At 68.0% G+C, this 12,816-nt stretch carries 11 protein-coding genes; 8 read left to right on the top strand and 3 right to left on the bottom strand.

Annotated elements, in window-relative coordinates; all coding sequences use genetic code 11:
- Positions 1-278 precede the first annotated feature (278 nt).
- From HOP12_12860 to HOP12_12825, 8 genes are all read left to right on the top strand, one after another.
- Positions 279-797 (top strand): hypothetical protein, encoded by a 519-nt coding sequence (locus HOP12_12860; GenBank protein NOT35038.1) that lies wholly within the window; start codon positions 279-281, stop codon positions 795-797.
- A 79-nt stretch (positions 798-876) separates the two neighbouring features.
- Complete coding sequence (locus HOP12_12855; protein NOT35037.1) at positions 877-1,710, top strand: acyltransferase; 834 nt, start codon at positions 877-879, stop codon at positions 1,708-1,710.
- A 71-nt stretch (positions 1,711-1,781) separates the two neighbouring features.
- On the top strand, positions 1,782-3,422 hold the full coding sequence (locus tag HOP12_12850; GenBank protein ID NOT35036.1) for a peptidase M3: 1,641 nt from the start codon (positions 1,782-1,784) through the stop codon (positions 3,420-3,422).
- Between the two features lie 7 nt (positions 3,423-3,429).
- Positions 3,430-4,287 (top strand): VOC family protein, encoded by an 858-nt coding sequence (locus HOP12_12845; protein ID NOT35035.1) that lies wholly within the window; start codon positions 3,430-3,432, stop codon positions 4,285-4,287.
- Positions 4,284-5,480: a CoA transferase gene (locus HOP12_12840; GenBank protein ID NOT35034.1), complete on the top strand. Its 1,197-nt coding sequence runs from the start codon at positions 4,284-4,286 to the stop codon at positions 5,478-5,480. The genes HOP12_12845 and HOP12_12840 overlap by 4 nt, the downstream gene beginning before the upstream one ends.
- Before the next feature lie 231 nt (positions 5,481-5,711).
- Positions 5,712-6,974 carry a citrate synthase gene (locus HOP12_12835; GenBank protein ID NOT35033.1) on the top strand — a complete coding sequence of 421 codons (1,263 nt, stop codon included), beginning with the start codon at positions 5,712-5,714 and terminating at the stop codon, positions 6,972-6,974.
- Positions 6,971-8,101: a citrate synthase/methylcitrate synthase gene (locus HOP12_12830; protein ID NOT35032.1), complete on the top strand. Its 1,131-nt coding sequence runs from the start codon at positions 6,971-6,973 to the stop codon at positions 8,099-8,101. The genes HOP12_12835 and HOP12_12830 overlap by 4 nt, the downstream gene beginning before the upstream one ends.
- Entirely contained in the window at positions 8,098-8,895 is a 798-nt protein-coding gene (locus HOP12_12825; protein ID NOT35031.1) for a DUF72 domain-containing protein, read from the top strand. Before HOP12_12830 ends, HOP12_12825 begins: the two co-directional genes overlap by 4 nt.
- A 28-nt stretch (positions 8,896-8,923) precedes the next feature.
- Here the strand turns inward: HOP12_12825 and HOP12_12820 are convergent, their stop codons facing one another.
- The 3 genes from HOP12_12820 to HOP12_12810 form a co-directional block, all read right to left on the bottom strand.
- Positions 8,924-11,650, bottom strand: a complete 2,727-nt coding sequence (locus HOP12_12820; GenBank protein NOT35030.1) for a T9SS type A sorting domain-containing protein — start codon at positions 11,648-11,650, stop codon at positions 8,924-8,926.
- Between the two features lie 129 nt (positions 11,651-11,779).
- Positions 11,780-12,403: a hypothetical protein gene (locus tag HOP12_12815; protein ID NOT35029.1), complete on the bottom strand. Its 624-nt coding sequence runs from the start codon at positions 12,401-12,403 to the stop codon at positions 11,780-11,782.
- Between the two features lie 51 nt (positions 12,404-12,454).
- The coding region (locus HOP12_12810; GenBank protein ID NOT35028.1) for a hypothetical protein at positions 12,455-12,816 on the bottom strand (362 nt) is incomplete at its 5' end.

Raw genomic sequence — 12,816 nt, 5'->3', positions numbered from 1 at the left:
GCACACGGCAACCATAGCAGCCCGATGCCGCGTCACCGGCACCGCGGCGGTCGGACGGTGGTCGCGACCGGATCGAAAGCGGCCGGTCGGGCGCTGCGAAGCGCAGCCTGCCGCGTGCCGAATCGTGCACAACGCACGACCGTCGGTGATGGAGATCGCGTAAACCGCCGCAATCGCCAGTGGTGAGGTCGTTCGTCGCAACGATGCGACGGCGGCAGGCGGATTGCTTGTGGGCGCGGTGCGCCCGTGAAGCCGAAGTTCGAGGCAGGAGGTCCAGGATGGATCACTACATTCCCAAGCGTCGCATTCCCGTCACGCTGTGGTCCGACCACGTGCCGGGTGTACAGGGTTCGGTGTTCCTCGACCTCGATCCGTCGGGAAACCGGCATCAGACGGTGCTCGAGAAGCTGAACGAGCCCGCGCGCTTCCTGGCGGTCGCAATCGGCGCCGAGGGCCGTATCCAGCTCTTCAACAAGCATCGCCTGGCGCGCATCACGGCCGGCAAGCAGGTCGCTCAGTCCGACGTGTTTGCGCGCGGCTTCCTGCCGTGGCGCGAGGAGCACGCCGAGGTCCGGCTGGCCGACGGCACCGCCCTGGTCGGGCGGGTCTGGATGCCGCTCGCGCGCGAAACGCAGCGTCTCTCGGACTTTCTGAATCAGCACGACTGGGAATTCTTCCCGCTGCTCACGCCGAGCGCCATTCATCTGATTCACAACGCGGCGGTGGTCGGGGTCGAGTTGCCGGAGAGTGCCGGAGCGCCGCTGTCCCCGCTCGAGGGCGAGGAACGCGCCGCCTAGTTGTCCGTCGGTGCGCTCGCGTGCACACTGCGCGCATGCTCGAGCGCAATCGACGAACGGCCACCGGACCCGCGGCGCGATGAGCTCGCTGCGCGTCGCGTTCGTGCAGGGCCGCCCGAGCTTCGGTCGCACGGACGAGAACCTGGAACGCGGCCTCGCGCTCGCCGCTCCGGTCGCCGCCGACCTCGTGGTGCTCCCGGAGTTGTGGAGCACCGGATACGTCTTCTCATCGCACGCCGAGGTCGCTTCGCTGGCCGAGGATGCGGCGTCGGGAGCCACGGCGCGCGCCCTGAAAGCGGCGGCACGTCGCGAGCGCCGCCACTACATCGCCGGCTTCGCCGAGGCCGCGCGTGGCGGACCGTTCAACAGCGCCATGCTGGTCGGCCCGTCGGGAGTGAAGGCGGTGTACCGCAAGCTCCATCTGTTCGAGCGCGAACGCCACTGGTTCAAGCCCGGCAACCTGGCGCTCGAAGTCTCGCGCGTCGGCCCCGCACGGGTCGGCATGCTGATCTGCTTCGACTGGCGATTCCCCGAAGCGGCGCGAGTCCTCGCGCTCGCGGGCGCCGACGTCATCGCGCATCCGTCGAACCTGGTGTTCCAGCATGCGCAGGAAGCCATGCGGACCCGCGCGCTCGAGAACCAGCTCTATGTGGTGACCGCCAACCGCACCGGCGCGGACGTGCGGCCCGCCGGCCGGGTCGCGTTCACCGGCCGCTCGCAGCTCGTCGACACCTGGGGCCGGGTGATGGTGCGGGCCGGAGTGCGTGACAGCGTTGCGCACGCGGCGGACTGCGACCTCGCGCTCGCGCGACGCAAGCGCCTCACCTCGGTCACGCCGCTGTTCGCGAATCGCCGCCCGGAGTTCTACGCCGCGATCACCGCACGCCCGGCGCGGGCGCGCTCGCGCGGCTGATCCGGTAGGCTGCGCCGATTCGAACGCTCCACTTTGAGATCTGCCGTCGGACCCATCGATCCGGAGGACGCTTGGACGCCACCGCCCGCACCGATGCCGCACGCGAGGCCGTCATACGGAAGTTTATCGCCGACCTCGAACGTGAGCTGATCCCGCTGCATCTCGAGTACCACGAGGCGACCTGGAAGTTTCAGGTCAGCGGTGACGCGTCGGCGGAGCGCGAGAGCGCCGAGCTCGAGACCCGCATCCGCAAAGTGCTCGCCCGTCCGGAGTCGTTCCGGGTGCTCGACGAGGCACGGAGCAGCGGTGGGGTGACCGACCCGTTGCTGGCGCGGCAGCTCGCGATGCTCTACAACGAGCATCGTTCGCAGCAGATTCCGCCGGCTCACATCGAGCGCATCGTCGCGCTCGAGAAGCAGCTCGAGGGGCGGTTCAATCGATTCCGGGCTCAGCTCGACGGCGAAGCCGTCAGCGACAACGCGCTGCGCGAGGTGCTGCGGCACTCGACCGATTCGCAGAAGCGTCGCCGCGCGTGGGAGGCGTCGAAGCAGGTCGGAGCCGAAGTCTGTGGCGACCTGTTGAAGCTGGTGGGGCTGCGCAACGAGTCGGCGCGGCTGATCGGATTTCCGAACTACTACTCGATGATGCTGACGCTCGACGAGTTCGACGAGACCGAGTTGTTCGCGCTGCTCGATCGCGTCGAGGCGGGAACCCGGCCGATCTGGCACGAGTACAAGCGCGACCTCGACCAGCGCCTGGCCGTGCGGTTCGGCGTGCAGGCCGAGGAGCTGGCGCCGTGGCACTACAGCGACCCGTTCTTCCAGGAGGCGCCGGCCGCCGAGGTGAGTCTCGATCCGTTCTTCGAAGGCAAGCAGCTCGAGGCGCTCACTCAGAACTACTTCGAGGCGGTGGGATTCGAGATCGGCGACTTGCTGGCCCGCTCCGATCTGTACGAGAAGGCTGGCAAGTGTCCGCACGCCTTCTGCATGAGCATGGATCGTGGCATCGACATCCGCGTGCTCTGCAATCTGCGCTCGAACGAGGGCTGGATGAGCACCATGCTGCACGAGTTCGGGCACGCGGTGTACGACAAGTACGTCGATCCGTCACTGCCTTACTTCCTGCGCGCCTACGCACATCTGACCTGCACCGAGGCTTCCGCGATGCTGTTCGGTCGCCTGTCGAAGAACCCGCAGTGGCTGGTGCGTTATGCAGGTGCACCGGCGGCGGAGGCGGAGGGAAAGGCGGCGGCGCTGGCGCGCGCGATTCGCGGTCAGCTGGTCGTGCAGACGCGCTGGATGCTCGTCATGTGTCACATGGAGCGCGCGCTCTACAGGGACCCGAGCCAGGACCTGGACACCCTGTGGTGGGATCTGGTCGAGCGCTTCCAGAACTTGAAGCGCCCCGCGGGCCGCACGGCGCCCGACTGGGCGGCGAAGATTCACTTCAGCGTTGCGCCGGTCTACTACCACAACTACCTGCTGGGGGAGATGACGGCGTCTCAGCTTCAGGCGTGGCTGCTGCGTGACACGATCGGCCCCGGCGCCGATCCGTGGGGGCGCTACGTCTCGAGCCCCGACATCGGCCGCACGCTGCGCGAGAAATACTACGCGCTGGGTCGCCGCTTCGACTGGCGCGAGACCATCGCGCGCGCCACCGGCAAGCCGCTCGACGTGGACGCCTACGTAGACGAGCTGGCCGGTCGCGTCTGAGCGGCACGTGAGCGCGGCTCGGCTCGATCCCCGCACCCGGGTCGGGAGCGTTCATCTGCGCGTGCGCGAACCCGACGTCGCGGCGGCTTTCTACCGCGAACGGCTCGGGCTCGTCGATCGCTCGGGCGATGCCGCGACCGTGCGACTCGGCACTGCCGACGCAGAGCTCCTGGTGCTGCACGGCGATCCCGCCGCGGTGCCCGCACCCGGCACCACCGGGCTCTACCATTTCGCGATCCTCGTACCGTCGCGCGCCGATCTGGCGCGATCGCTGGCGCGGCTGGCGGAGACGCGCACGCCGCTGCAGGGTGCCTCCGATCACGGTGTGAGCGAGGCCCTCTACCTGGTCGATCCCGAACGCAACGGCATCGAGATCTACCGTGACCGTGAAGTCTCGGAGTGGCCGCGTACTTCGGCGGGGCTCGCCATGAAGACGGATCCCCTCGATCTTGACGCGCTGGTGCTCGAACGCGGCGATCCTGCGTTGCCGGTGATGCCGGCCGGAACCCGCATCGGCCACGTTCACCTGCACGTCTCCGAGCTCCCGCGGGCCGAGCGTTTCTACTGCGACGTACTCGGCTTCGACTTGATGCAGCGGCTCGGCCACTCGGCGGCGTTCGTTTCGGCCGGCGGCTATCACCACCACGTCGGTCTCAACACCTGGGCCGGTGACGGGGCTCCGCCGCCGCCATCGGGAGCGGCGGGGCTCGCGCATTTCGAGCTGCGGGTGTCCGACGAGGCGGCCGTGGCCGTCGCCCGTGCACGCCTCGGTGCCGCCAAGGTCGCAACCGAAACGATCGGCGCGGGGATCGCATTCTGGGATCCGTTCGGGCATCGCGTCGAGCTGTTGACCGAGCCGCGATGAGCACGTCTCCTGTCGCCACACCGCTGCCGCTCGAGGGCGTCACGGTGCTCGACCTGTCGCGAGTGCTCGCGGGGCCCTACGCCACGCAGATGCTCGGCGATCTGGGAGCCGACGTGTGGAAGCTCGAACGGCCCGGCAGTGGCGATGAGACGCGCGGCTGGGGGCCGCCGTTCATCGGTGAGACCTCGGCGTATTTTCTGTCGGTCAACCGCAACAAGCGCAGTGCCGCGATCGATTTCGAGGACGCCGCGCAGCTCGCCGCAGTGCGCAACGCTGCGCGCGCCGCCGACATCGTGGTCGAGAACTTCCTGCCGGGCGCGCTGGTTCGATTCGGCCTCGATGCCGCAACGCTGCGCCGCGAGCATCCGGAGCTGATCGTGTGCTCGATCACCGGCTACGGTCAGGACGGACCGTGGGCCATGCTGCCGGGTTACGACGCGGTGCTGCAGGGATTCGTCGGCTTGCAGAGCATCACCGGCGAGGCCGACGGGCCACCGCTCAAGGTCGGAGTCGCGGTCATCGATGTCATGACCGGCGTGCACGCGGCGGCCGCGATGCTCGCGGCCTACATCGGCCGACTGCGGCACGGAGCGGGAGCCCATCTCGATCTGTCGCTAGTCGACGTCGGGATCGCCTCGCTCGTCAACGTGGCGCAGGCGGCCCTCTCGACCGGCAAGCCGGCGCGGCGTTACGGCAACGCGCATCCGCAGATCGTGCCGTATCAGACCTTCGAGGCATCCGACGGTGCGCTGGTGGTGGCGGTCGGCAACGACGAGCAGTGGCAGAGGCTGTGTGCCGCGATCGGCGCTCCGGAGCTGGGTGCTCGAATCGATTGGACGACGAATGCCGGTCGCGTGCTCGACCGCGCCGAGGTGATCGCGTTGATCGGCTCGCGGCTGCGAGGCGCCACCTGCGCGGAGTGGATGGCGCGGTTCGGCGCGGCGCGAGTGCCGGCCGGCCCGGTTCGGGAGGTCGCGGACGTCGTCGCGGAGCCGGAGCTGAGACGCCGGGGGCTCGTCACCGAAGGTGTGTCCGGGCAGGGATTTAACACCGCACTCTTCAACCTGCCCTGGAAGTCGGATGGAAGTCGGCCGCCGCTCAAATTCCCACCGCCGGCACTCGGCCAGCACACGGCCGAGTTCATGGCGCGATTCGGCTCCGCCGGGGCGCGCGCAGTCTCGTGCCCTTCCTGACGGGCTCGCTCGCGGCGCGAAACGTCGCTCTCGCGTGACGGTGCCGCGGAGCCGATAACCGCGACGTAACCCGCGGCGGCGGTTGGATTCGCGCAGGTTCCACGCCTAAGATGCGCGCGCACTTCAGACGACACTGACTTCGGGGTTCGGCCTGCAGCCCCGCGCGTTCTTTCGAGGAGGTTTCGAGTGTCCACCCAGACCGGCGCCCCCGGTGTCGCCACCAAGGCGACCCTGTCATTCGAGGGCAAGACGATCGAGCTTCCGGTGGTCCGGGGCTCCGAAGGCGAGATGGGCGTCGTGATCGAGACGCTGCGCGCGCAGACCGGCCTCATCACCATGGATCCGGGCTTCGGAAACACCGGATCGTGTCGCAGCGCCATCACGTTCATCGACGGCGAGCAGGGCATCCTGCGCTACCGCGGATACGACATCGCGGACCTTGCGGCGAACAGCACCTTCCTCGAAGTCGCGTGGTTGCTGATCCACGGCGAACTGCCGACCCGCTCGCAGCTCGACGAGTTCGACGTCGAGGTCTCGCGCCACACGTTGCTGCACGAGAACTTCCGCCGCTACTTCGAGGCGTTCCCGAAGGATGCGCATCCGATGCCGGTGTGCGCCGCTGCGGTCGCCGCGCTGGCGACGTTCTACCAGGATCCCGAGACCGACAAGACGCTGCACGAGACGGTGGTGCGACTGATCGCCAAGATGCCGACCATCGCCGCCTACTCGTACAAGCACTCGATCGGTCAGCCCTCGATCTATCCGCAGAACCGGCTCGACTACTGTTCGAACTTCCTCAACATGATGTTCGCAACCCCGGCCGAACCGTACGAAGTCGATCCGGTGTTCGCGCGAGCGCTCGATCTGCTGCTGATCCTGCACGCCGATCACGAGCAGAACTGCTCGACCAGTACGGTGCGGGTGGTCGGCAGTTCGCGCGCCAATCTGTTCGCGAGCATCTCGGCGGGTATCAGCGCGCTGTGGGGACCGCTGCACGGCGGCGCGAACCAGCAGGTCATCGAGATGCTGGAACGCATCGAAGCCGAGGGCGGTGACGCTCAGTCGTTCGTGGACAAGGCGAAGGACAAGAAGGACAACAGCCGCCTGATGGGCTTCGGGCATCGCGTCTACAAGAATTACGACCCACGTGCCGCGATCCTCAAGCAGTCGTGCGCCGAGGTGCTCAAGAAGCTCGGCATCCAGAGCCGCCAGCTCGAGATCGCGATGAAGCTCGAAGAGATCGCGCTGCGCGACGACTACTTCGTGAGCCACAAGCTCTACCCGAACGTCGACTTCTACTCGGGCATCATCTACAAGGCGCTCGGAATTCCGGTCAACGCTTACACCGTGATGTTCGCGATCGGGCGGCTGCCGGGCTGGATCGCGCAGTGGCTCGAGATGCGTCGCGATCCGGAGACGCGCATCGCGCGGCCGCGCCAGATCTACACCGGCGCGACGCTGCGGCCCTATACACCGATGGAGCGCCGCGGATGAGTGGCGGGGCAGGCGGACTCGACGGCGTGGTCGCGGCGCAGACCGCGCTGTCGCACGTCGATGGTCAGGCCGGCCAGCTCATCATCGGTGGCTACTCGGTCGAGGAGCTGGCCGGCCATGCCTCGTTCGAGGAGGCCGCGCACCTGCTGTGGCGCGGCCACCTGCCGAATCCCGCCGAGCTCGCGACGCTGAATCGCGAGCTGACGACACTGCGCGAGTTGCCGGCGATTGCGTTGTCGGTGTTGCGTTCGGCCGTCGCGGCGCCCCCGATCGACGCGCTGCGGATGGCGGTCGCGACGCTGTCGCTCGACGTCGTGGATCCGAACGACATTTCACCCGCGGCCGATTACGCGCAGGCCAAGATGCTCGCGGCGCGCTGTCCGACCCTGGTGGCCGCCCACCTGCGGATGGCGGCGGGGAAGGAGCCGATCCGGCCACGCGAGGATCTGGGGCTGGCGGCGAACTTCCTGTACATGGTGCACGGGCGGGAGCCGGACGCGATCGCAGCGCGCGCACTCGACACCTACTGGGCGACGGTCATGGACCACGGCATGAACGCCTCGACGTTCACCGCACGCGTGATCGCGAGCACGCGCTCCGACATGACCAGTGCGGTGACCGGTGCGATCGGGGCGCTGAAGGGCCCTCTGCACGGCGGCGCGCCCGGGCCGGTCCTCGGCATGCTGGTCGAGATCGGCAGCGCCGAGAACGCGGAGCCGTGGCTCGAGAAGGAACTCGCGGAAGGCCGGCGTCTGATGGGATTCGGCCATCGCGTCTACAAGGTGCGAGACCCGCGCGCCGAGGTATTGAGCAAGGTCGCGGACGGCATGGCGGCCGCGAAGCTCGAGGACCGCAAGCTCTTCGACCTCGCAAGGCATGTCGAGCACACGGCACTGCGCGTGCTCGACCGGCACAAACCGGGCCGCAACCTGCGCACCAACGTCGAGTTCTACACCGCACTGGTGCTGCAGTCGCTCGGGCTGCCGCCGAACGCTTTCGTCGCGATGTTCGCGTGCGGCCGCGTGGCCGGCTGGTGTGCGCACGTGATCGAACAGCACGCGCTCGATCGGCTGATCCGCCCGCAGTCCGAGTACGTGGGCCCGCGCGGACTCACGATCCGGCGGTGAGCGCGATCGTCCGGCTCGGTACCCAGGGCTGGTCGCAGCGCGACTGGGTCGGGACGTTCTTCCCGCCGGGCTCCAAGCAGGAGCACTACCTGCCGTTCTATGCGCAGGTGTTCGACACCGTGGAACTCGACACCACGTTCTACCATCCGCCGCGCGCCTCGGTGGTGCGGTCGTGGGCGCGCCACACGCCGTCGACGTTCCGGTTCACCGCCAAGGTGCCGCAGCGCATCACCCACGAAGCGCGGCTCTCGAACATCGCCGAGCATCTGGTCGCGTTCGTCGCGTCACTCGAACCACTCGGTGAACGCCGCGGCCCGCTGCTCGTTCAGCTGCCCGCCGAGTTCACGCGCGACAAGGGCAGTCACGGCGTGCTGGCGCGCTTCCTCGCCGCGGCCCCGCAGGACGCTCGGCTCGCAGTCGAGTTCCGGCATGCCTCGTGGCATCGCGAAGAGGTGTTCGATTTGCTACGCAAGCACCGCGTCGCGTTCGCGTGGACCGAGTGGCGATCGCTGCCGCGCGTCACCCAGGTGACCGCCGACTTCCTCTACCTGCGCTGGATCGGGAATCGCGCGGATCTGGATCGCTTCAACGAAGTCCAGATCGATCGCGCCGACTCGTTCGCGTCGTGGCAGGCCGACCTCGAGCGCGTGCTTCCGCAGGTGCGCGAGGTGTACGGCTACTTCAACAACCACTGGGCCGGGCACTCGCCCTCGAGCGCCAACGAGATGAAGCGCCGTCTGGGTCTCGAGCCGATCGACTGGAAGTCGCTGTGGCCGCAGCGGGAGTTGTTCTAGATCGAGAGTCGACTCGACCGCTCGACCGCTATCGGACGACGATCAGCTTGCGGACGACGGCCTCGTTGCCCTGGATGAGTTTCAGGACGTAGAGCCCGGCCGTCGGCACCGCCTCCGAGTCGAGGGTCACGTCGCGACGCGCCGGATCGGAGGCCGCGATCTCGCGGCTCCAGCGGCGGCGTCCGGCGAGGTCGATCAGCTCGAGCCGAGCTGAACTCAAGGGGGATCGCGTCACGGCGACACGTGCGCCGAGCCCGGAACCGACCGGATTCGCGAACTCCAGCGCCAGGCGAGGGGCGCTCGGGATTTCGATCGAAACCTCGGGCGCCAGCTGCTCGGCCGCTTCGCCGGCCTCGCGGTAGCCGAGCCGGTAGCGGAACGGTCCGCTGCCGGGAATCGGTTCCTCGAACTCGATCCGATCACCGGCGATCCGTCCGGCGCCGACTTCGGCCCACTGTCCGACAGGCGCGCGTCGAGACACGGTGGCCGACGAGACACTTCCGTGGAGTGCGTGCCACGAGATCTTCACCCGTCCCGAGACCAACTCGCCGCGAACCAGAGAAATCGTGACCGCCGTGGGAAGGTCGGGCGTGTCGTTCATGAGGAGCGTGAGCGCGTCCTCGGCGAATGCCGCGGTGACGATGTCGCGACGCCCGTCGAGATCGAAGTCGGCGACGGCGATGCCGAAGGGCTGTCCCTCGGTGCCGAACGCGATCGGCGGTGCCAGGTCGCCGGCGAACGTGCCACGCAGAATCGAGACCATGCGCGGAGAGTTCCCGATCACGACGTCCGGGATGTGGTCGCCGTTCACGTCGGCGACCGTCATAGGTCCCACGCCGGGGCCGGCTTGGAACTCCTGACCGGTCGCGAAGGTGCCTTCGCCCCGTCCGCGCAGGAGCACAACGGTCGAGTAAGAGCGCGCGGCCACGAGGTCCGCATTCCCGTCGCGATCGAAGTCGTCGACCACCAATGCCCCGATCCCTCGCTCGATTTGTCTGAACGCCTCGAAGCTCCCATCCCCGCGACCTTCGAGCACCACGATCCAGCCGCCGACGGATTGAGAGCCGTGGGAGCAGGCAATTTCCTCGGGCCCGGCGAGCACCAGATCGAGATCGCCATCGTGATCCAGATCGGCGACTGCTACGCGCGAAGTCAGGTATCCGGTCTCGAAATCGGTCCGCGCTCCGAGTGTGCCGTCGCCGGCGCCGAGAAACACCGAGACCGTGCTCGGCGAGTAACACCCGCAGTCGCACGTGGACCCGTGCGCATTGGCGACAACCACGTCGCGTCGGCCATCTCCGTTCACATCGGCGACCACCATCGACGTGGCGCTCGCGTCCGCCGGGTAGTCGACACGCGCGCCGAAGCCGCCGCCGGGCACGCGAGGAAAGATCGAAACGACCCCCATGGGCAGGTAGGCGAGGGTCAGGACTTCCGGCCGCCCGTCGGAATCGAGGTCGCCGACCGCAACTTCGTTCGCACCGCGCGGGACGGGGAGCACGATCATCGGTTCGTAGCCGCCGTCGGGAAGCCCCAGGTGCACCGTGAGGCGATTCTCGAGCGGATTCGTCGCCACGAGGTCAGGTCGAGCATCGCCGTTGAGATCCGCAGCGATGACGCCGGTGGGGAAGTCGCCGGTCGCGACTCGGCGCACTTCTACGAAGCGCCCTGCGCCCCGTCCCTTGAGGAGGCCGATCGTGCCTCCGCTGACGTGGGCGGCGACGATGTCATGCTCGCCGTCGCCATCGAGGTCTACGAGCTCCGAAGAATTCGGCGCGTAGCCTCCGAGATAGTCGGCGCGATCCGGGAACGAGCCGTCGCCGACGCCTCTCAGCACCGTGATCCTTTCATCCGTGCTGCACGAAGCGATCAGGTCGACGTGCCCGTCGAGATCCACATCGCCGATCGTCACATGGTTCGGACCCCGTGCGCACGCGACCTGCATCGGCGCTGCGAATGCCCGGTCCTGGCGGCCACGAAAGATCGACAGGTCCGCCACGCCGGTGTTGGCGGCGAGCAGATCCGGGATTCCGTCCTCGTCGACGTCTCCAATCGTGACGCCGAGTGTCGAGGACCCGGCCTGCAGAAGCACCGGTGACTCGAACCCGCCGGCGGCGCGTCCGAACAGGACCGAGACCGGCCCGAAGCCGACGGTTGCCAGATCGACTCGACCATCGAGGTCGAGATCCCCCGCGGCCAATCCGCGTGCGCGACCTGCGATGGCGAGGTGCTGAGCCGATGCAAACGTTCCATCGCCCGCCCCGAGCAGGATCGAGAGTCCCGTCGCGTCATTGGCAGTCACCAGGTCGAGGTGGCCGTCGCCGTCGAGATCGGTGCAGACGATGCTCCAGGGCGTTCCATTGACGAGGTACTCGACCGAAGGCTGGAACGCCCCGCCAGCGGAGCCGAGCCACACCGCGACGCGGCCGGAGCTTGCCGCGATCAGGTCCTGCCGACCGTCGCCGTCGAGGTCGGCTCGCTCGATGCGGCCCGAGATTCCCGGCAGGGCGTACGACGTGCGTCGATCAAATTGGAACGACGCCGTGCCGAACCGGATCTGCAGCGATCCCGCCGCGCCGTACGCGAGGTCGAGCCGGCCGTCCGCATCAAAGTCCGCGACCTCGACGTTACGGATGCCCGATGCGGCTTCGATCATGTACGGCGCCGCGAAAGACAGCTCCGCGCCGCAGCGCCGCGGTGCGAGCGCGGACAGGGCCAGAAGAGTCAGAACGGATGCGAAATGCGTGCGCGACACGGCGGTCTCCTCATTAATTGAGCGAGCGCCGAGTTTACGCCCTGAACACGGTCATGGAAACGACTTCTGTACCTCGCAGCAGGTGCGCGAACGGAATCTGCGCTCGGACGGGAGTTGGCTCCAGTCCGGCTACGAAGCCTTGCCCTGAATCCCCTCGATCGACTGGATCGCCGCGATGCGGGCCGCGTCGATCTGGGCTTCGGAGCCCGACAGATAGAGGCGGCCGTAGGCGCCGAACAGAGAGGCGTCGAGCAGTTTCACGTGCGCGGTCTTGAGCGCTTCGTTGGCGGCGAACGCGATGTAGCCGGCCGGCTCGGTCTCGAGGATGAACATCGACTCGCCGGCGATCAGCATGTCGCCGTAGCGCATGCGATTGATGAGCTGCGCGTGGTAGGGCTCGACCGCGCGGATGATCTGGTCCGAGATCACCTTCGGCTTGACGCGATCGTTCTCGGCGAGCTTCAGGTGATCCAGCACCGCCTGGCCGCCGAGCCTCACCTGGCCCTTGTCGTCGTGGTGGAACTCGAGCAATCCGAATGCTCGCTCGACCACCATGATGCCTGGGGTGACCTGCGTGGCCTTGAGCGCCACGTCGGTGATGCGGTTGATGATCAGGCCGGGGGCGGTCTCGATGAACATTGCAGCCACGCCGGCAACCGGCAGGAAGCCGCGCGCGGTCGTGCCGATGAAGGCGGCAAACTGCGGCTGCAGCGAATCGAGATAAACGTAGGTGCGCAGGGTCACGTCGGCCATGGCGCGGCACGATAGACGTCGCGCGACCCACGGGTCAACGCGGGGGTGCGCTCAGCTCAGGGCGCCGAGCCGCTGCCACAGCGATTCCAGCTCCGCGCGCAGCCGCTCGTACTCCGCCACGATCTCTCGCGATTTGGCGGCGTCATGGTAGAGCTCGGGATCGGCGAGCTGGACCTCGAGCACCTTGGAGCGCGTTTCGCGCGCCTCGATGTCCTTTTCGATGCGCGACACTTCACGGTCACGCTTCTGGGACTCGGCGCGCTGGCGCTTGCTCTCGTCGCGGGGCACGGCAGTCGTCGCGGCGGACTTGGACGCGCGAGCATTTGCGGACCCGCTCGCCGGCGCACTCGCGACCGGCGGTTCGTCGTCGGGCTCGCCCACGATGCGCGCGACACGCGCCGATTCCCAGTCGT

This window comes from Candidatus Eisenbacteria bacterium, from assembly GCA_013140805.1.
GTDB lineage: Bacteria > Eisenbacteria > RBG-16-71-46 > RBG-16-71-46 > RBG-16-71-46 > JABFRW01.
Note: the sequence above shows the minus strand (reverse complement) of the source record. Positions and strands in the feature narration are given on the sequence as shown.

What these genes read in the sequence shown, in the direction of transcription:
- HOP12_12860 (NOT35038.1), top strand. Translation starts at nt 279, where the DNA reads ATGGATCACTACATTCCCAAGCGTCGCATTCCCGTCACGCTGTGGTCC.
- HOP12_12855 (NOT35037.1), top strand. Translation starts at nt 877, where the DNA reads ATGAGCTCGCTGCGCGTCGCGTTCGTGCAGGGCCGCCCGAGCTTCGGT.
- HOP12_12840 (NOT35034.1), top strand. Translation starts at nt 4,284, where the DNA reads ATGAGCACGTCTCCTGTCGCCACACCGCTGCCGCTCGAGGGCGTCACG.
- HOP12_12830 (NOT35032.1), top strand. Translation starts at nt 6,971, where the DNA reads ATGAGTGGCGGGGCAGGCGGACTCGACGGCGTGGTCGCGGCGCAGACC.
- HOP12_12815 (NOT35029.1), bottom strand. Translation starts at nt 12,403, where the DNA reads ATGGCCGACGTGACCCTGCGCACCTACGTTTATCTCGATTCGCTGCAG.